Source organism: Streptomyces sp. NPDC001549, assembly GCF_042894025.1.
GTDB classification, from domain to species: Bacteria; Actinomycetota; Actinomycetes; order Streptomycetales; family Streptomycetaceae; genus Streptomyces; species Streptomyces kutzneri.
This window is the reverse complement of the sequence record NZ_JBIAVJ010000014.1, coordinates 114,226-133,045: the sequence shown is the minus strand read 5'-3', so window position 1 is coordinate 133,045 and position 18,820 is coordinate 114,226. Positions and strand designations below refer to the sequence as shown.

15 protein-coding genes are annotated in these 18,820 nt (G+C 71.8%); 5 read left to right on the top strand and 10 right to left on the bottom strand.

The genetic code is table 11. The features are described 5' to 3' along the window. Positions 1-78: 78 nt before the first annotated feature. From pyk to pta, 3 genes are all read right to left on the bottom strand, one after another. Positions 79-1,509, bottom strand: a complete 1,431-nt coding sequence (gene pyk / locus ACFY04_RS23130; RefSeq protein WP_389119237.1) for a pyruvate kinase — start codon at positions 1,507-1,509, stop codon at positions 79-81. A gap of 61 nt (positions 1,510-1,570) precedes the next feature. Continuing rightward, positions 1,571-2,785: an acetate kinase gene (locus ACFY04_RS23125; RefSeq protein WP_389119235.1), complete on the bottom strand. Its 1,215-nt coding sequence runs from the start codon at positions 2,783-2,785 to the stop codon at positions 1,571-1,573. 46 nt (positions 2,786-2,831) lie between these two features. Further along, positions 2,832-4,922, bottom strand: a complete 2,091-nt coding sequence (pta, locus tag ACFY04_RS23120; RefSeq protein ID WP_389119233.1) for a phosphate acetyltransferase — start codon at positions 4,920-4,922, stop codon at positions 2,832-2,834. Positions 4,923-5,146: 224 nt separating this feature from the next. On the opposite strand from pta, the gene ACFY04_RS23115 reads away from it, so the two are divergent. Continuing rightward, positions 5,147-6,172, top strand: a complete 1,026-nt coding sequence (locus ACFY04_RS23115) for an ATP-dependent 6-phosphofructokinase (RefSeq protein ID WP_376165832.1) — start codon at positions 5,147-5,149, stop codon at positions 6,170-6,172. A 146-nt stretch (positions 6,173-6,318) separates the two neighbouring features. Here the strand turns inward: ACFY04_RS23115 and ACFY04_RS23110 are convergent, their stop codons facing one another. Beyond that, positions 6,319-7,002 carry a helix-turn-helix domain-containing protein gene (locus ACFY04_RS23110; RefSeq protein ID WP_373041144.1) on the bottom strand — a complete coding sequence of 228 codons (684 nt, stop codon included), beginning with the start codon at positions 7,000-7,002 and terminating at the stop codon, positions 6,319-6,321. A 354-nt stretch (positions 7,003-7,356) separates the two neighbouring features. Between ACFY04_RS23110 and ACFY04_RS23105 the strand changes: the two genes are divergently transcribed. Continuing rightward, the gene (locus ACFY04_RS23105; RefSeq protein WP_389119231.1) at positions 7,357-7,770 is read left to right on the top strand and encodes a MerR family transcriptional regulator; all 414 of its coding nucleotides are present in this window, start codon (positions 7,357-7,359) and stop codon (positions 7,768-7,770) included. Beyond that, the gene (locus ACFY04_RS23100; protein WP_389119230.1) at positions 7,767-8,108 is read left to right on the top strand and encodes a thioredoxin family protein; all 342 of its coding nucleotides are present in this window, start codon (positions 7,767-7,769) and stop codon (positions 8,106-8,108) included. The genes ACFY04_RS23105 and ACFY04_RS23100 overlap by 4 nt, the downstream gene beginning before the upstream one ends. A gap of 24 nt (positions 8,109-8,132) precedes the next feature. Here the strand turns inward: ACFY04_RS23100 and glgB are convergent, their stop codons facing one another. From glgB to ACFY04_RS23075, 5 genes are all read right to left on the bottom strand, one after another. Further along, positions 8,133-10,448 carry a 1,4-alpha-glucan branching enzyme gene (gene glgB / locus ACFY04_RS23095; protein ID WP_389119229.1) on the bottom strand — a complete coding sequence of 772 codons (2,316 nt, stop codon included), beginning with the start codon at positions 10,446-10,448 and terminating at the stop codon, positions 8,133-8,135. Next, entirely contained in the window at positions 10,445-11,902 is a 1,458-nt protein-coding gene (locus ACFY04_RS23090) for a maltokinase (RefSeq protein WP_389119228.1), read from the bottom strand. Before ACFY04_RS23090 ends, glgB begins: the two co-directional genes overlap by 4 nt. A 155-nt stretch (positions 11,903-12,057) precedes the next feature. After that, positions 12,058-13,776 carry a maltose alpha-D-glucosyltransferase gene (treS, locus tag ACFY04_RS23085; RefSeq protein ID WP_389119227.1) on the bottom strand — a complete coding sequence of 573 codons (1,719 nt, stop codon included), beginning with the start codon at positions 13,774-13,776 and terminating at the stop codon, positions 12,058-12,060. Beyond that, positions 13,773-15,767, bottom strand: coding sequence for an alpha-1,4-glucan--maltose-1-phosphate maltosyltransferase (locus ACFY04_RS23080; protein WP_389119226.1), 1,995 nt, complete (start codon positions 15,765-15,767; stop codon positions 13,773-13,775). Before ACFY04_RS23080 ends, treS begins: the two co-directional genes overlap by 4 nt. A gap of 457 nt (positions 15,768-16,224) precedes the next feature. Then, positions 16,225-16,380, bottom strand: coding sequence for a hypothetical protein (locus ACFY04_RS23075; protein ID WP_389119225.1), 156 nt, complete (start codon positions 16,378-16,380; stop codon positions 16,225-16,227). A 188-nt stretch (positions 16,381-16,568) separates the two neighbouring features. Between ACFY04_RS23075 and ACFY04_RS23070 the strand changes: the two genes are divergently transcribed. After that, positions 16,569-16,916 carry a helix-turn-helix domain-containing protein gene (locus ACFY04_RS23070; RefSeq protein ID WP_389119329.1) on the top strand — a complete coding sequence of 116 codons (348 nt, stop codon included), beginning with the start codon at positions 16,569-16,571 and terminating at the stop codon, positions 16,914-16,916. A gap of 21 nt (positions 16,917-16,937) precedes the next feature. Here ACFY04_RS23070 and ACFY04_RS23065 read toward each other — a convergent pair whose 3' ends face one another. After that, the gene (locus tag ACFY04_RS23065; RefSeq protein ID WP_389119223.1) at positions 16,938-17,846 is read right to left on the bottom strand and encodes an ADP-ribosylglycohydrolase family protein; all 909 of its coding nucleotides are present in this window, start codon (positions 17,844-17,846) and stop codon (positions 16,938-16,940) included. 17 nt (positions 17,847-17,863) lie between these two features. On the opposite strand from ACFY04_RS23065, the gene ACFY04_RS23060 reads away from it, so the two are divergent. Then, complete coding sequence (locus ACFY04_RS23060) at positions 17,864-18,733, top strand: hypothetical protein (RefSeq protein WP_389119221.1); 870 nt, start codon at positions 17,864-17,866, stop codon at positions 18,731-18,733. Positions 18,734-18,820: the final 87 nt, after the last annotated feature.

The following is an 18,820-nucleotide window of genomic DNA, read 5'->3' as shown; positions in this document are numbered from 1 at the left end:
GCGGCACCCCGGATCCTTCGTGGATCCGGGGTGCCGCCCTCGGCCTCTGTGCGGCAGAGTTCAAACGGGCCGGCGACGTCAGGCGCGGGTGTCGCCGCCCAGGTGGTGGACGCGGACCATGTTGGTGGTGCCGGGGACACCGGGGGGCGAGCCGGCGGTGATGACCATGGTGTCGCCCTGGTTGTAGCGGTTCAGCTTGAGCAGCTCGCCGTCCACCAGGTCGACCATCGCGTCGGTGGTGTCCACGTGCGGGACGATGTAGGAGTCGACGCCCCAGCTCAGCGTGAGCTGGTTGCGGGTGTTGACGTCCGTGGTGAAGGCCAGGATCGGCTGGGTCACGCGGTAGCGCGACAGGCGGCGGGCGGTGTCGCCGGACTGGGTGAAGGCGATCAGCGACTCGGCGTCGAGGAAGTCCGCGATCTCGCACGCCGCGCGGGCGACGGAGCCGCCCTGGGTGCGGGGCTTCTTGCCCTGGACCAGCGGCTGGAGGCCCTTGGAGAGGAGCTCCTCCTCGGCCGCCGTGACGATCTTCGACATCGTCTTGACGGTCTCGATCGGGTAGGCGCCGACCGAGGACTCGGCCGACAGCATGACCGCGTCCGCGCCGTCGAGGATGGCGTTGGCGACGTCGGAGGCCTCCGCGCGCGTCGGGCGGGAATTGGTGATCATCGACTCCATCATCTGGGTCGCGACGATCACCGGCTTGGCGTTGCGGCGGCACATCTCGATGAGCCGCTTCTGGACCATCGGGACCTTTTCGAGCGGATACTCGACGGCGAGGTCACCACGGGCCACCATGACCGCGTCGAAGGCGTCGACCACGGCCGCCATGTTCTCGACGGCCTGCGGCTTCTCCACCTTGGCGATGACGGGGACCCGGCGGCCCTCCTCGTCCATCACCTTGTGGACGTCCTTGACGTCGTTGGCGTCGCGGACGAAGGACAGGGCGACCATGTCGCAGCCCATCCGCAGGGCGAAGCGGAGGTCGTCGACGTCCTTCTCCGACAGGGCGGGGACGTTCACGGCGGCACCCGGCAGGTTGATGCCCTTGTGGTCCGAGATGACACCGCCCTCGATGACGATGGTCCGGACCCGGGCGCCCTCGACCTCGGTCACCCGGAGCTCGACGTTTCCGTCGTTGATCAGGATCTGGTCACCCTTGGCGACGTCGCCCGGGAGGCCCTTGTAGGTGGTGCCGCAGATGGACTTGTCACCCGGGACGTCCTCGGTGGTGATGGTGAACTCGTCACCGCGCACCAGCTCGACGGGACCCTCGGCGAAGGTCTCCAGACGGATCTTCGGGCCCTGGAGGTCGGCAAGGACGCCGACGGCGCGCCCGGTGTCCTCGGAGACCTGCCGGACGCGGTCGTACCGCTCCTGGTGTTCTGCCTGGGACCCGTGGCTGAAGTTGAATCGGGCCACGTTCATACCTGCCTCGATGAGCGCTTTCAGCTGCTCATACGAGTCGACGGCGGGGCCCAGCGTGCAGACAATTTTGGAACGGCGCATGACTGGATCCTATCGGTTTGTTTCGTAGCGGAATATTCCGTCTGGCGGAAAGTCCAAGTGACTAGTCGGTAACCAGCGCATACGCCTGGGTGGCGATCTCCAGTTCCTCATCCGTCGGGACCACCGCCACCGCCACCCGGGCATGCTCCGCCGAGACCAGCCGCGGCTCGGCGGACCGCACGGCGTTGGCCTCCGGATCCAGCACCAGGCCCAGCGCGCCCAGGCCGTCGATCGCGGCCTCGCGCACCTGGTGGGCGTTCTCGCCGACCCCGGCCGTGAAGGTCACCGCGTCCACCCGCCCGAGCACCGCCGCGTAGGCCCCGATGTACTTCTTCAGCCGGTGGACGTACGCGGCGAAGGCGAGGCTCGCCGCCTCGTCGCCCTCGCCCGCGCGCCGCAGCACCTCGCGCATGTCGTTGTCGCCGCACATGCCCAGCAGACCGCTCTTCTTGTTCAGGAGCGAATCGATCTCATCCACCGAGAAGCCGCCCACCCGCGCCAGGTGGAAGACGACCGCCGGATCGACATCGCCCGAACGGGTCCCCATGACCAGACCCTCCAGCGGGGTCAGGCCCATGGACGTCTCCACGCACACCCCGCCCCGCACGGCCGAGGCGGAGGCGCCGTTGCCGAGGTGCAGCACGATCACGTTCACGTCCTCCACCGGCCTGCCGAGCAGCCGGGCCGTCGCCCGCGAGACGTAGGCGTGGGAAGTGCCGTGGAAGCCGTACCGCCGGATGGAGTACGCGTCGGCGGTCGCGGCGTCGATCGCGTACCGCGCCACGTGCTCCGGCATCGTCGCGTGGAAGGCCGTGTCGAAGACGGCGACCTGGGGAAGGTCCGCGCGCAGCGAGCGCGCCACCTCGATGCCCGTCACGTTCGCCGGGTTGTGCAGCGGGGCGAGCGGGATCAGGCTCCGGATCTCCGCCAGCACCTCGTCGTCGATCACGGTCGGCCGGGTGAACCGCGTCCCGCCGTGCACCACCCGGTGCCCCACCGCCGCCAGTTCGGGTGAGTCCAGGCCCATCCCGTCCGCGGCGAGCTCCGCGGCCACGGCCTTCAGCGCGGCCCCGTGGTCCGTGATCGGGCCGAGCCGCTCCCGCCGGCCGGCGGCCGCGCCCGGACCCGAGAGCGGCTCGTGCACCAGCCGGGAGGTCTCCTCGCCGATGCGCTCCACCAGGCCCGACGCGAGCCGGGACCGGTCCGCCATGTCGAGGAGCTGGTACTTGACCGACGAGGAGCCGGAGTTGAGGACGAGTACGCGCGATGCGGTCACGATGAGGGTCTTTCCTTGTCGCGGGCGGTGGGGGAGGGCGGGGGGATCAGGCGGTGGCCGTGGGCGACGGCGTGCCCTGCGCCTGGATCGCCGTGATGGCCACGGTGGTGACGATGTCCTGGACGAGCGCACCGCGCGAGAGGTCGTTGACCGGCTTGCGCAGACCCTGGAGGACCGGGCCGACCGCCACCGCGCCCGCCGAACGCTGCACGGCCTTGTACGTGTTGTTGCCGGTGTTGAGGTCGGGGAAGATCAGCACCGTCGCGCGGCCGGCCACCTCGGACCCGGGCAGCTTGGTCGCCGCGACCGAGGGCTCCACGGCCGCGTCGTACTGGATCGGCCCCTCGATCTGCAGGTCCGGGCGCTGCTCGCGGACGAGCTCGGTGGCCTTGCGGACCTTGTCGACGTCCGCGCCGCTGCCCGAGGTGCCGGTCGAGTACGAGAGCATCGCGATCCGCGGCTCGACGCCGAAGGCGGCCGCGGTGGCGGCCGACTGGACGGCGATGTCGGCGAGCTGCTCGGCGTTCGGGTCCGGGTTGACCGCGCAGTCGCCGTAGACGAGGACCCGGTCGGCCAGGCACATGAAGAAGACCGAGGAGACGATGGACGCCTCGGGCTTTGTCTTGATGATCTCGAAGGCCGGGCGGATGGTCGCCGCGGTGGAGTGCACCGAACCGGAGACCATGCCGTCGGCCAGGCCCCGCTGGACCATCAGGGTGCCGAAGTAGTTGACGTCGGTGACCACGTCGCCCGCCAGCTCGACGGTCATCCCCTTGTGGGCGCGGACCTGGGCGTAGTACTCGGAGAAACCTTCCCGCAGCGGGGAGGTCGCCGGGTCGATGAGCTGGGCGCTGGAGATGTCGACGCCGAGGTCGGCGGCCTTCTTCAGGATCGCCTGCTCGTCGCCCAGCAGGGTCAGGTCGCAGACCCCCCGGCGCAGCACCACGTCCGCGGCGCGCAGCACGCGCTCCTCGGTGCCCTCTGGCAGCACGACGCGGCGGCGGTCCGAGCGGGCCCGCTCCAGCAGCTCGTGCTCGAACATCATCGGGGTGACGCGCTCCGAGCGGGCCACCGACAGCAGACCGCGCAGCTCGCCGGTGTCCACGTGCCGCTCGAACAGGCCGAGCGCGGTCTCCAGCTTGCGCGGGGTCGCGGAGTTCAACCGGCTCTGCAGCGAGAAGAGTTCGGCGGCGGTGGGGAAGCTGCTGCCTGCCACCGACACCACGGGCGTGCCCGGCGCCAGCTTCGAGGCCAGCGTCAGGATGTCCTGGCCCGGGCGCTCGTTCAGGGTGAGCAGCACACCGGCGATCGGCGGGGTGCCGGAGGTGTGCGCGGCCAGCGCGCCGATGACCAGGTCGGAGCGGTCCCCCGGGGTGACGACCAGGCAGCCGGGGGTCAGGGCGTTCAGGAAGTTCGGCAGCATGGCGCCGCCGAAGACGAAGTCCAGGGCGTCGCGGGCCAGCCCGGCCTCGTCGCCGAGGAGCACCTCACCGCCGAGCGCCCGGGTGATCTGGGCGACGGTCGGGGCGGAGAGCGACTTGTCGTCCGGCAGCACGTAGCAGGGCACGGGCAGCCGGGCGGCCAGCCGCTCGGCTATGACGTCGCGGTCCTCCGCGGCCACCCGGTTCACGACCATCGCGACGACGTGGCAGCCCAGGGTCTCGTAGGCGCGGTAGGCGTTGCGGGCCTCGGCGCGCACGGCCTCGGCGTGGTGCTTGGTGCCGCCCACCACGGGCACGACGACCGCGCCCAGCTCGTTGGCGAGGCGGGCGTTGAGCGCCAGCTCGTCGGGGAGGTTCGTCTCCGCGTAGTCGGTGCCGAGGACGAGCATGACCTCGTAGTCGCGGGCTGCCCGGTGGTAGCGGTCGACCAGCTGCGAGACCAGCTCGTCGGTGCCCGTTTCGGCGAGGATCGCCGAGGCCTCCTGGTAGGACATTCCGTAGGCCGCCGCGGCGTCCTGATCGATCCGGTAGCGGCCCTTGAGGAGGTCGAAGAGCCGGTCCGGTGCGTCGTGCAGCAGCGGACGGTAGACGCCGACCCGGCCCGTCTGCCGGGTCAGCAGCTCCATGATTCCCAGCTCGACGACCTGCCGGCCGTCCCCCCGCTCGACACCGGTCACGTACACGCTGCGCGTCACGCCCGCTCTCCGTCCCATGCTGTGAATGTCATTTTGGTCTGACTCGACCCCTTGACAATACCTCTGTCAATGGATAGGGCGCCCTTCGGAAAAAGGCCTGGCCGGGAGGGCCGGAAGGCCTTCGGGGCACAGTCGCCGAAAACGTGCGGCGTCCCGGGCCCGTGGAACAATCGGACAGGCTTCACCATTACGCCCTTCATATGTACGGCAGGAGACACAGCACGATGCGTATCGGAGTTCTCACCGCAGGCGGCGACTGTCCGGGCCTCAACGCTGTCATCCGGTCGGTCGTACACCGCGCCCTGGTCGGGCACGGAGATGAGGTCATCGGTTTCGAGGACGGCTTCAAGGGCCTCCTCGACGGCCACTTCCGCCCCCTCGACATCAATGCCGTCAGTGGCATCCTCGCCCGCGGCGGCACGATCCTCGGTTCGGCGCGCATGGAACGCGCCCGTCTCCATGAAGCCGCCGAGAACGCCCAGGAGCTGGCGACGCGCTACGGCATCGACGCCCTCATCCCGATCGGCGGCGAAGGCACTCTGACCGCATCCCGGATGCTCTCGGACGCCGGGATGCCGGTCGTCGGCGTACCGAAGACCATCGACAACGACATCTCCGCCACCGACCGCACCTTCGGCTTCGATACGGCCGTCATGGTGGCCACCGAGGCGATCGACCGCCTCAAGACCACGGCCGAATCGCACCAGCGCGTGATGGTCGTCGAGGTCATGGGCCGCCACGCGGGCTGGATCGCCCTGGAGTCCGGCATGGCCGGCGGTGCCCACGGCATCTGCCTGCCGGAACGCCCCTTCGAGGTGGACGCCCTGGTGAAGATGGTGGAGGAACGATTCGCCCGCGGTAAGAAGTTCGCCGTGATCTGCGTGGCCGAGGGCGCGCACCCGGCCGAGGGCTCGATGCCGTACGAGAAGGGCGCGATCGACCAGTACGGCCACGAGCGCTTCGCCGGCATCGGCAACCGTCTCGCGATCGAACTGGAGCACCGCCTCGGCAAGGAGGCCCGCCCGGTCATCCTCGGCCACGTCCAGCGCGGCGGCACCCCCACCGCCTACGACCGGGTGCTCGCCACCCGCTTCGGCTGGCACGCCGTCGAGGCCGTCCACCGCGGCGAATTCGGCAACATGACCGCCCTGCGCGGCACCGACGTCGTGATGGCCCCGCTCGCCGAGGCGGTCACCGAGCTGAAGACCGTCCCCGAGGAGCGCATGTACGAGGCCGAATCGGTCTTCTGACACCGGCCCGGGCGGGACCTGCGACCCGGATTCCCCGGCTTCACCGGATTCCCGGCTTCCCCGGCCGCACGGCCCCGGTCCCCGCGCGTCCGCGCCGGGCCCGGGGCCGTTCGGCCGGTGCCGGTGGTCCGCCCGATGCGCTCGTCCTACGCCGCACCGCCCGCGAGGTGCCAGAACCGGTCCACGATCTCGGCGAGGAACTCCCGGCCCGCGTCCCCGCTGCCGGCCTCGCCCTGGCCGCCGCCCCAGCTGAGCGTCGCCACCATCCGCGACTGGTAGTCGCCGTGCAGCTGCTCCAGCACCGCCTCCAGATGGTGCTTGGGGATCGGCAGCAGCTTGCCCAGCGGCTTCACGTACGCCTGCCAGCGCGTGGTCACCGCACTGCGCAGCAGGTCGGCGAGCTCCTCGTGCTTGCCGGTCGCCGTCACGAACTGGGCCAGCGTCAGACCCAGCACCGTGGCCAGGGCGGCGGACTGCCGTTCGTTGCCCTTCCAGCGCCCGGTGTCCTCCATCTTCTGGTACGAGCCCGTCTCCAGGCCGATCCGGCGGGCCAGGTCGTCCGCCGCGAGCCCCCGGGCGACCCGGTGCTCCCGCAGGGTGACCGGTTCGGCGAGCAGCTCGCCGGGCGCACACCACAGAACGCCCGCGAGAGCCGTGAGCTCGGCGGAGGAAGGTGATATCTCGCCACGCTCCCAGGCCATCACGGTCTCGGGCGCGACGACGAGTCCGTACTGGGCACGCAGGCCGTAGGCGACATGTCCGGGAGCCATGCCCAGGGCCGCGCGCAGGCGACGCGCGGCGGGGGCATTGAAAGGTGGGCTGGAGTGCACACCGCACACCGTAGAAGTGGCCAGGCTGCGGCGCCTACAGACCAAACAAACAAGCCCATACCTCGTAGGAACGTCCTATGAAGTTAAGGCCTTTCGTCGGGTTTCCGAGCGACTGTCCGGTAATCGGTGAGCCTGAAGATCTTTTCCATGCGTACGGTTCCAGCCAACGCCCGCCGATGCAAGACCTCTCACAGTCTTCGCACAATTCGAACCGGCCGGCCGTTTCCTGCGTGATCCTTTCCGGGGCCCTCGCCGACGGGGGTGGCGAGGGCCCCGCCCCTCTCTCCCCGGCCTTCCTCGGCTTCCCTTCCCTTCCCTTGCCTTGACGTCGGCGTCAAGGAATACGGTCGTTCCATGCGCATCGGCGAACTGGCGGAGCGGGCGGGGACCAGCACCCGGACGCTCAGGTACTACGAGTCGCGCGGGCTGCTCCCCGCGCGGCGGGCCGGCAACGGCTACCGGACCTACGACGAGGACGACCTGCGGCTGCTGAGCCAGATCCGCATGCTCCAGGACTTCGGCTTCGAGCTGGAGGAGACCCGGCCCTTCGTGGACTGCCTGCGGGCCGGCCACCCGGCCGGGGACTCCTGCCCCGCCTCGCTCGCCGTCTACCGGCGCAAGCTCGCCGAGCTGGACGGCCTGATCGGCCAGCTGGCCGACGTGCGCGAACAGCTCGGACGGCAGTTGGCCGACGCGGAACGGGCGGCCGGTGAAGCGGCCGTGCCGAAGTGCGAGATGACCGGATGGACGAGAGGGACGGTGGCATGAAGGCTCACGGTGTGGCGCAGGTGACCGACGCGGATTTCGAGGCCGAGGTGCTCGGGGAGCGGGGGCGGCCCGTCCTCGTGGAGTTCACCGCGGACTGGTGCGGCCCCTGCCGCCAGCTCGCCCCCGTACTCTCCTCGATCGCCGCCGAGGAGGCCGGCCGGCTCAAGGTCGTGCAGATCGACGCGGACAGCAACCCCGGGGCCGTCACCCGGTACGGGGTGCTGTCCATGCCGACCCTGCTCGTCTTCCGTGACGGCGAGCCCGTCCAGCAGATCGTCGGGGCCCGGGCCAAGCGCCGGCTGCTCCAGGAACTGGAGGAGCAGCTCGCCACGGCCTGAGCCCCCGCCCCGGGCCCCGGCGCCTCAGCCCTGTGGCCGGAACCAGACCGTCGCCAGCGGCGGGAGGGTCATGCGCAGGCTCGCCGGGCGGCCCTGCGCCGGGACCCGCTCCGGCCGCAGCGGCTGCGTGTGGTGGATGCCGCTGCCGCCGTAGACCTCCAGGTCGGTGTTGAGCACCTCCTGCCACAGCGGCACCTCCTCGGGCACCCCGATCCGGTAGCCGTGCCGGACCACGGGCGAGAAGTTCGACACCGCCAGGAGCTGCGAGCCGTCCTGCGCGTACCGCAGGAACGCGAAGACGTTGTCCTCCGCGGCGTCCGCCTCCACCCAGGCGAAGCCCTCCGGCACGGTGTCCCGCTCCCACAGGGCGGGCGCCGCCGTGTACGTGCGGTTCAGGTCGCGCACCAGGTCCCGTACGCCGCGGTGGTCACCGGCCGCCGTGTAGGAGGAGTCCAGCAGCCACCAGTCCGGCCCGTACACCTCCGACCACTCCGACCCCTGCGCGAACTCCTGCCCCATGAAGAGCAGTTGCTTGCCCGGGTGGGCCCACATGAAGCCCAGGTACGCCCGGTGCGAGGCCCGCCGCTGCCACCAGTCGTCCCCGGGCATCCTCGACACCAGCGAACCCTTGCCGTGCACCACCTCGTCGTGCGAGATCGGCAGCACGTAGTTCTCGCTGAAGGCGTAGATCATCCCGAAGGTCATGTCGTGGTGGTGGTACTTGCGGTGCACCGGCTCCTTCGACATGTAGCGCAGGGTGTCGTGCATCCAGCCCATGTTCCACTTCAGGCCGAAGCCGAGCCCGCCGGCGTCCGTCGGCCGGGTGACGCCCGTCCAGGCCGTGGACTCCTCCGCGATGGTCACCACCCCCGGGCAGCGCCGGTACACGGTCGCGTTCATCTCCTGGAGGAAGCCGACCGCGTCCAGGTTCTCCCGGCCGCCGTGCTCGTTGGGCGCCCACTCGCCCTCGCCGCGCGAGTAGTCGAGGTAGAGCATCGAGGCCACCGCGTCCACGCGCAGGCCGTCCACGTGGAACTCCTCGCACCAGTACACGGCGTTGGCGACGAGGAAGTTGCGGACCTCCTTGCGGCCGTAGTCGAACTCCAGCGTCCCCCAGTCCGGGTGCGCGGCCCGCCGCGGGTCCTGGTGCTCGTACAGCGGCCGCCCGTCGAACTCCGCGAGGGCCCAGTCGTCGCGCGGGAAGTGCGCGGGCACCCAGTCGACGATCACCCCGATCCCGGCCCGGTGCAGCGCGTCCACGAGGAGGCGGAAGTCGTCCGGGGTGCCCATCCGCGAGGTCGGCGCGTAGAAGCCGGTGACCTGGTAGCCCCACGAACCGCCGAACGGATGCTCGGCGACCGGCATCAGCTCCACGTGCGTGAAGCCCAGCTCCTTGACGTACCCGGGGAGCTGCTCGGCGAGCTGCCGGTACGAGAGCCCCGGCCGCCAGGACGCCAGGTGCAGCTCGTACACCGAGAAGGGAGCCTGGTGCGGGGGACGGGCACCACGCCCGGCCATCCACGCCGCGTCCTGCCACTCGTACCGGGAGGCGGTGACCACCGAGGCGTTCGCCGGGGGGACCTCCGCCGAGCGGGCCATCGGGTCGGCGCGCAGGGTGTGGCTGCCGTCCGGGCGGGTGATGTCGTACTTGTAGAGCGTGCCGGAGCCCACCCCGGGCAGGAACAGCTCCCACACGCCGGTGGACCCGAGCGAGCGCATCGGGTAGGCGACGGAGTCCCAGTACGAGAAGTCCCCGGTGACCCGGACCCCCTGGGCGTTCGGCGCCCACACCGTGAAGCGGGTCCCGGCCACGCCCTGGTGCTCCATCGGCTCGGCGCCGAGCGCCTTCCACAGCTGCTCGTGGCGGCCCTCGCCGATCAGGTGCAGGTCCAGCTCGCCGAGGGCGGGCAGGAACCGGTAGGGGTCGTGGACCTCGATCTCGTCGCCGTCGTACGTGACCAGCAGCCGGTACTCCGGCACGCCGGTCAGCGGCAGCAGCCCCGAGAACAGCCCGTCGCCCTCGTCGATGAGCTCGGCCCGCAGCCCCTTCGCGACGACGGTGACCGCCTTGGCATAGGGGCGCAGCACCCGGAAGGCCACCCCGCCCCGCTGGGTACGGGCCCCCAGCACCGCGTGCGGATCGTGGTGGCGGCCCTCCAGCAGCCGCGCCCGCTCGTCCGTGCCGAGTGCGGGAGCCGGCCGGACGCCGCGCGGAGGGGCGGCGCGGCGGGCCCGGGGCGCCCGGGCTTTCTTCGCCGCCGCCGCCGGGGCCGGGGCGGGGGCGGGGGCGGGTGCGGCTTCGTCGCGGACGGTCGGTGACGGCTGTCGTGCGGCGCTCACGCGAGCGGCCTCCTCGGGGGTTTCGGGCGGGGGTGGGGGTGAGGGTGGGGGGAGATGGAGCCGGGGGCGGACGGGGTCGGCGGCACGCGGTGGGCGGGCCGTACGGGCTCCGAGAGCCGCCGGATCGCGGCCATCGGGACGTGCAGCCAGTCGGGGCGGTGCCGGGACTCGTAACGGGCCTCGTACACCGCCTTGTCGGTCTCGTACGCCCGCAGCAGCACGGGGTCCTCGCGGGGGTCCCGGCCGGTGGTGCGGGCGTAGCCCTCGCAGAAGGCGGCCCGGCAGTCGTCCGCCCAGGCGGGGGCGAACGGCCGGTGCGAGCGGGCGGCGTAGTCGAACGAGCGCAGTATCCCGGCGATGTCGCGCACCGCCGGTTCGGGACGGCGCCGGTCGGCCAGCGGCCGGGCCGGCTCGCCCTCGAAATCGATCAACGACCAGCTGCCGTCGAGGGTGCGCAGGGTCTGACCCAGATGGAGGTCCCCGTGGATCCGCTGGGCGGGCACCCCCGCCCCCCGGGAGGCCGCCAGCGCGTCGAAGGCGCCCCGCAGCCCCGCCTCGTAGGGCCGCAGCGCCGGTACCTCCCGGGCGGTGGCGGCCAGCCGGGCCGTCATCCCCGCCGCGAGCCGGGCGGTCTGCTCCGGACCGAGCGCGACCGTGGGCAGCGCCGCGGCCAGCGCGCTGTGCACCTCGGCGGTGGCCCGGCCCAGCGCGTGCGCCTCGGCGGTGAAGTCGGCCCCGGCGCCGAGCCGGCGCAGCGCGAGCTGCCAGCCGTCGTCGGAGCCGCGCAGGTACGGCTGGAGCACGCCCAGGGTCAGCGCTTCGCTGCTGGGCGGCTCGGCCTCGTACCAGGCGACGGGGGCCGGGACCCGGGCGCAGCCGGCGGCGGCCAGTGCCCTGGGCAGCTCCAGGTCCGGGTTGACCCCGGGGCCGACCCGGCGGAACACCTTCAGGATGAACGAATCTCCGTAGATGAGCGAGGAGTTGGTCTGCTCCCCGGACAGCGGCCGGGGGGTGAGCCCCGCCGGGATCGGCGTGGCCGGGTCCCGGTCGAAGCGCAGCGGGCCGAGGACCCCGGGGGAGCGCAGCCGTTCCAGCAGCATGGCCGCGAGCCGGGGATCACCCAGCGCCTCGTAGACCGCCCGGCCCGCGTACGGGCCGTCCTCGGCATGGCCGATGAGGGTGGGCGCGAGGGCGGGCGGCAGGGACGGGCGGATGCCCAGCAGCAGTTGGTAGCAGTCCCCGTCGACGTCGAGGAGCAGGTGCAGCAGTCCGGGGGTGGATCCCGGCGGCAGCAGTTCGGCCGCCGAGACGGTCCTGAGCCTGCTGATGGTGCGCCCCTTGCCCGCGAACCAGCGCTGTGCGGGCAGCCAGGCCCTGAGCATCGGCTCCAGTGGAGCGATCCCGGCGGCCCGGTCGGCCGTCAGCCGGCTCCGGGCGGATGCAGCCTCCGACATGGCGTCGCGTCCTTTCCCCGGGCCGTCACAGAATGCGCAGAGTGTCCCGGATGCGCGGCAGTTGCTTCTCCGGCATGTGCGAGTGTCGGGTCAGGATGGTCCGTACAGGGGCGGGCGATTGACCCATTCGAGCTGCCCGCCCCGTCCTCGGCCCGCTACTTCGCGCGTTTGTCGACGCGCTGTTCGGCCCGCAGCCGGAACCAGTAGAAGCCGTGGCCCGCCAGGGTCAGCAGGTACGGCCACTCGCCGATCGGCGGGAAGCGCACATCACCCGTGAGCTCCACCGGGACCCGTCCGTTGAACGACCGCAGATCGAGCTCGGTGGGCTGCGCGAAGCGCGAGAAGTTGTGCACGCACAGCACCAGGTCGTCCCCGTGCTCGCGCAGGAACGCGAGCACCGCCGGGTTCGACGACGGCAGTTCGGTGTACGAGCCGAGTCCGAAGGCCGGGTTCGCCTTGCGGATCTCGATCAGCCGCCGGGTCCAGTGCAGCAGCGAGGAGGGCGACGCCATGGCCGCCTCGACATTGGTGACCTGGTACCCGTGGACCGGGTCCATGATGACCGGCAGGTTCAGCCTGCCCGGATCGCACGAGGAGAAACCGGCGTTGCGGTCCGGGGTCCACTGCATCGGCGTGCGGACGCCGTCGCGGTCGCCCAGCCAGATGTTGTCGCCCATGCCGATCTCGTCGCCGTAGTAGAGCACCGGCGAGCCGGGCAGCGACAGCAGCAGGGCCGTGAACAGCTCCATCTGGTTGCGGTCGTTGTCCAGGAGCGGGGCGAGCCGGCGCCGGATGCCGATGTTGGCCCGCATCCGCGGGTCCTTGGCGTACTCGGCGTACATGTAGTCACGCTCTTCGTCCGTGACCATTTCGAGGGTGAGCTCGTCGTGGTTGCGCAGGAAGATGCCCCACTGGCAGCGGTCCGGGATCGCCGGGGTCTTGGCCAGGATTTCGGAGACCGGGTAGCGGGACTCTCTTCGTACGGCCATGAAGATGCGCGGCATGACGGGGAAGTGGAAGGCCATGTGGCACTCGTCCCCGCCCTTCTCGTAGTTGCCGAAGTAGTCGACGACGTCCTCGGGCCACTGGTTGGCCTCGGCGAGCAGCACGGTGTCCGGGTAGTGCGTGTCGATCTCGGCCCGGACCCGCTTGAGGAGCTGGTGGGTGCGGGGCAGGTTCTCGCAGTTGGTGCCCTCCTCGGCGTACAGGTAGGGCACGGCGTCGAGGCGGAAGCCGTCGATGCCGAGGTCGAGCCAGAAGCGCAGGGCGGAGACGATCTCCTCCACCACGGCCGGGTTCTCGTAGTTGAGGTCCGGCTGGTGGGAGAAGAATCTGTGCCAGTAGTACTGCTTGCGTACGGGGTCGTACGTCCAGTTGGAGGTCTCGGTGTCGACGAAGATGATGCGGGCGTCCTGGTACTGCTTGTCGTTGTCGGCCCACATGTAGTAGTCGCCGTACGGACCGTCCGGGTCCTTGCGTGACTGCTGGAACCACTCGTGCTGATCGCTGGTGTGGTTCATGACGAAGTCGATGATCACCCGCATGCCGCGCGTGTGCGCGGCGTCCACGAACTCCACGAAGTCGGCGAGGTCGCCGAACTCGGGGAGCACGGAGGTGTAGTCGGCGACGTCGTAACCCCCGTCGCGCAGGGGTGAGGCGAAGAACGGCGGCAGCCAGAGGCAGTCGACACCGAGCCACTGGAGGTAGTCCAGTTTGCTGGTGAGCCCCTTGAGGTCCCCGACGCCGTCGCCGTTGCTGTCGTGGAAGGAGCGGACGAGGACCTCGTAGAAGACCGCCCGCTTGAACCAGTCGGGATCGCGGTCCTTGGCGGGGGTGTCCTCGAAGGTGTCGTGGACGGGATCGTTGATCATCATGTGGTGGGTGACCCTCCGGTGGGCGGGGACGGTCGCAGAGCGGCCAGTACGTGCGCGGGCGTGCGGCCCGGCTCTAGGCGCACGTAGTTCGCCCTGCCCCAGTGATAGGTCTCGCCGGTGAGCTCGTCGCGCACCGCGAGGGACCCGTGCCAGTCGAGGCCGAGTACCGGCATGTCCAACGACACTGTCGCCTCCTGGGTGTGGTGCGGATCGAGGTTGACGACCACCAGTACGGAATTGGCTCCGGCGTGCTTCGAATAGGCGATCACCTGTTCGTTGTCGGTCGAGTGGAAGTGGATGTCGCGCAGCTGCTGGAGCGCGGGGTTGCGGCGGCGCAGCCGGTTCAGCGAGGTGATCAGCGGGGCGATGGTGGCGCCGGTGCGGTCGGCGGCGGCCCAGTCGCGCGGCCGGAACTCGTACTTCTCGGAGTTCAGGTACTCCTCGCCGCCCTCGCGCACCGGGGTGTTCTCGCAGAGCTCGTAGCCGGCATAGACGCCCCAGGCGGGGGAGAGGGTGGCGGCCAGGACGGCCCGGACCTCGAAGGCGGGACGGCCGCCGTGCTGCAGGTACTCGTGCAGGATGTCCGGCGTGTTGACGAAGAAGTTCGGCCGCATGACCGAGGCGGAGGGGGTGTCCGCCAGCTCGGTCAGGTACTCGGTCAGCTCGGCCTTGGTGTTGCGCCAGGTGAAGTACGTGTACGACTGCTGGAAGCCGACGGCGGCCAGCGCCCGCATCATCGCGGGCCGGGTGAAGGCCTCGGCCAGGAAGATCACGTCCGGGTCGGACTTGTTGATGTCCGCGATCACCTTCTGCCAGAAGACGACCGGCTTGGTGTGCGGATTGTCGACCCGGAAGATGCGGACGCCGTGGTCCATCCAGTGCCGCAGGATCCGGCAGGTCTCCTCGACGATGCCGGCCATGTCCGTGTCGAAGTGGATCGGATAGATGTCCTGGTACTTCTTCGGCGGGTTCTCGGCGTACGCGATCGTCCCGTCGGCCCGGTGGCGGAACCACTGCGGGTTCTTCTCCACCCACGGGTGGTCGGGGGAGCACTGCAGCGCGAAGTCCAGCGCGATCTCCATGCCCAGTTCGCGGGCGCGCCCGACGAAGGCGTCGAAGTCCTCGATGGTGCCGAGCTCCGGGTGGACCGCGTCGTGCCCGCCCTCGGTGGAGCCGATGGCCCACGGCACGCCCGGGTCCCAACTTCCGGCGGAAAGGGTGTTGTTCGGACCCTTGCGGTAGGTGGACCCGATCGGGTGGATGGGCGGCAGGTAGACCACGTCGAAGCCCATCGCCGCGATCGCGGGCAGCCGCTCGGCGGCGGTCCGGAAGGTCCCGCTGACCGGGGCCTCGCCGGGCTCCAGCACCGCTCCCTCGGAGCGCGGGAACATCTCGTACCAGGAGCCGAAGAGGGCCCGCTTGCGCTCCACCAGCAGCGGCAGGGGCTTGGAGGCGGTGACCAGCTCCCGGTACGGGCGCCTGGCGAACGCGGCGTCCACGGCCGGGTCGAGGGCGGCCTCGTACCGTTCGGCAGCGGGCCGGTCCTCGTCGCGCATGGTCCCGGCGGCGGCCAGGACGGCCTCGCGCCCGTCGCGCTTGGGGATCCGGGCCCCGGCCCGCTCGTAGAGCTCGGCGCCCTCCAGCAGCATGAGCCCGGTGTCGATCCCGGCGGGGATCTTGATCGCGGCATGGGCCCGCCAGGTGGCCACCGGATCGCTCCACGCCTCGACGGTGTACGTCCACCTCCCCTCGGCCTCGACGGAGACCTTGGCCCCCCACCGGTCGGTGCCGGGGGCGAGTTCGCTCAGCGGCACGGGGGCCCGCAGCCGCCCGCCCGGATCACGCAGGACGAGGTGGGCGGCGACGGCGTCGTGTCCTTCGCGGAACACGGTGGCGGAGATCTCGAAGACCTCGTCCACGACCGCCTTTGCGGGTCTGGCGCCGCAGTCGACGGCGGGGCGGACGTCCAGCACGGGAATGCGACCGATCATGATGGGATCACCTGGGGGCAGTTCGCAGGGCTCGGTGACAACAGGCCAGCCGCGAGGGCAGCTGGTAGTGCACGCTCTGTTCGCTCTGTTTCTAGCCGCTCAGTGGACGGCTGGGCTGCGGGCATGGCCGCTCCTGTCCGCGTTCACTCGGGTGGCGGGGAGAGGGTTTGTGGGCGGGTGCGCCGTGCGTGTACGACGTGTACCCGGGGAGCCCTTCCCACTCTCACCCCGCCCAATCCGCGCGCTCGGTTAACTACTCGTACGTAGTGGCACGGCCGATACCAAGCCCCGGGTCGACATCCGCCGGGGCTCCGTCAAGTCGGCCGGGACTAGGTGACGTAGGGGCCGCCGGCTTGACGGAACCCCGGCGCGGACGGGGCGGGAACCACCTGTCCCACGGGTCCCGCGCGTCCCGCGCGGAGGGTCGCCGAGGGGTGCACCGGGGGACAATGGGCCGTCATGCCGAGAGGTGCGAGTGACCGGTGATTCGGGGGTCTTGAACGATGCGGTCGAGGACGGCGGTCACGGTCCGGCTGCCCGGCAGCGCGTCGCCCGTGCCGATCGAGGACGCGCAGCGGCTGCTCGCGCAGCGGATCTCCGGCGAGACGGGCATGGGGGCGATCGCCGGCCGGTTCCTGCGGACCCTGGGATCGCACGGAGCCGAATGCGCGCCCAGGGATCTGGACCGGCTGGGACGGGTCGCGGCCGACCTGATCACCGCCTGCCTGGCCGGGCACCACGACGGCGCCGGCGGCCGCACCGGGGGCGACCCCCCCCGCCGCCTCCGGCCCCCGCGGCCCGCTGGAACGGATCGACACCTTCATCGACCACAACCTCGGCGACCCGGGCCTGACCCCGCAGACCATCGCCGACCGCCACCACATCTCGGTGCGCCGGCTGCACCTGATGTTCCGGGACCGGGGGGAGAGCGTCGCGGCCACCATCCGCCGGCGCCGGCTGGAACACTGCCACGCCGACCTCGCCCGGCCCGCACTGCTCGACCGGCCCATCCACGCCGTCGCCGCCCGCTGGGGCTTCGGCAGCGCCGCCGTCTTCAGCCGCGCCTTCCGCGAGGCGTACGGCATCAGCCCCACCGAACGGCGCGCGCAGGCCCGGGCGGCGGACCGCCCGCACCCGGACATGCCCTGAGGACGTGTCCGCCGACGGCCGTTACGCGGTCCCGCCGGGGATCCGGGCCGGCTCGGCCCGGGACCACCAGTCGGCCGGGACGCCGGACAGGCCCGCGCGGGCGGCCACCACACCGCCGGCGATCGCGCACGTGGTGTCGCGGTCGCCCCAGCCCTCCACCGTGCGCCACAGCGCCTCGGCCACGTCGTCCGGCTCCCCGGCGGCGCACCACAGCGCGAAGGGCACCGTGTCCGGCGCCGAGATCCGCCAGCCCGAGCCGAGGCGCTCCGCGGCCTCCCGTACGGTCGTACCGTCCGGCAGCCCGGCCGCCGTCAGCAGCAGGTCCCGCACCTGGCCCGGCAGCACCCGGCCGGCCACCTCCCGCAGGAAGTCCGGGCGCCGCGGCGCGGGTCCGCCCCGGCCCGCGGCCGCCAGCGCGGCCGCCACCGCCACCGCCACCGCACCGGCCACCGCCTCCGGGTGCGCGTGCGTGGCCAGCGCCGAACGCCGCGCCTGCTCCACCACCGCGTCCATGTCCCCGTGGAAGAAGGCCCCCAGCGGAGCCACCCGCATCGCCGCCCCGTTGCCCCACGAGCCCTGGCCGCCGAACTGCTCGCCGGTGACGGCCCGCCAGTCCTCCCCGGCCCCGATCCGCTCCAGCACCTCGTGCATCGAGGCCCCGTACTGGCGGTACGCGTCCCGCGCGTACTCGGCGGCGAAGGCCGCGGCCAGTTCCGCCGGGCGCACCTCCCCGTACCGGACCAGATGCGCGTGCAGGACGAGCCCCATCGCCCCGTCGTCCGTCCACTTCCACGGCCCCGGACGCAGCTCGCGCCCGGCCAGCCACCGCTCGCCGGCCCCGGTGTCCCGTACGAACCAGCTCTGCCCGAAGGCGTCCCCGAGCACCAGCCCCTCCAGGCTGTCCCGTGCCGCGCCCGATCTGTCATCCATACGGGGGACAATGCCACATGGACTCGGAGGCACTGCACGAATTGATCGGCGCACACCTGCGTGCGGCCGACCCCCGGCTGAGGGAGGCCGCCGCACGCCGGGCGGTGGACGTCGCCTGGGGCCCGGACCAGGAGCGGTACCTGGCCGCCGCGCTCGCCGACGCCGTCGGCCGCGAGGACGACCCGGCCGCCCTGGCGGCGCAGATCGACGCCCTGCCCGCCGTCGAACCGGCCCTCGGCGACGCCGCGCTGGTCCGCCTCGCCGGCCGCTGCGCCGACTCCCCGGTCCTGGCCGCGCTGCTCGTCCGCGCCGCCCGGCTGCAGATCTCCGGGCCCGCGGAACCCGTCGGCGACGCGACCCGGGTCGTCGTGCGCTGCCTGCGCGGAGCCCCGCACTCCGGGCTCGGGCTGCGCACCCCGGGCGGGGCCTGGGTGGTGCTGGAGCGGATCGAGGTCTACGGCAGGGCCGTGGACCGGCTGGACCCCGGCTGCACGGCCCGGGTGTTGCTGTCCGGGTCCGGCGCGCGGGAGCTGGCCGAGTGGGACCGCCTGGACGCCGATCCCAGGGCCCGGGAGTACGCACCGGGGCTGCGCTCTGCCGACCCCCGGACCCGGTGGTCCGCCGCCGAAGCCATCGCGGACTGGCCGAACTCCTGGGCGCCCGAGGTGGGCCGCTACCTGTGCGGCGCGCTGGCCCGGGCCGCGGTGCGGGAGCAGGACCACGACGCGCTGGAGTCCCACCTGCACGCGCTGCTCGCATTGGATCACTTCCTGGCGGAACCGGCGTTCGCCCTGCTGCGCACGATGGACCGCGCCGCCCTGCCGGAGGTGCTGCGGCCGTATCTGGACGACCTGTTGGAGGAGGACCCGGCCCGCAGCGGCCGGTGAGCCCCGGCGGAGGGGCCATGGCCGGAACACGCGGGCGCCGCTAGCCTTCCCGGGGTGATGCGCGGGTGCACAGCGTGGTGCGGCCGC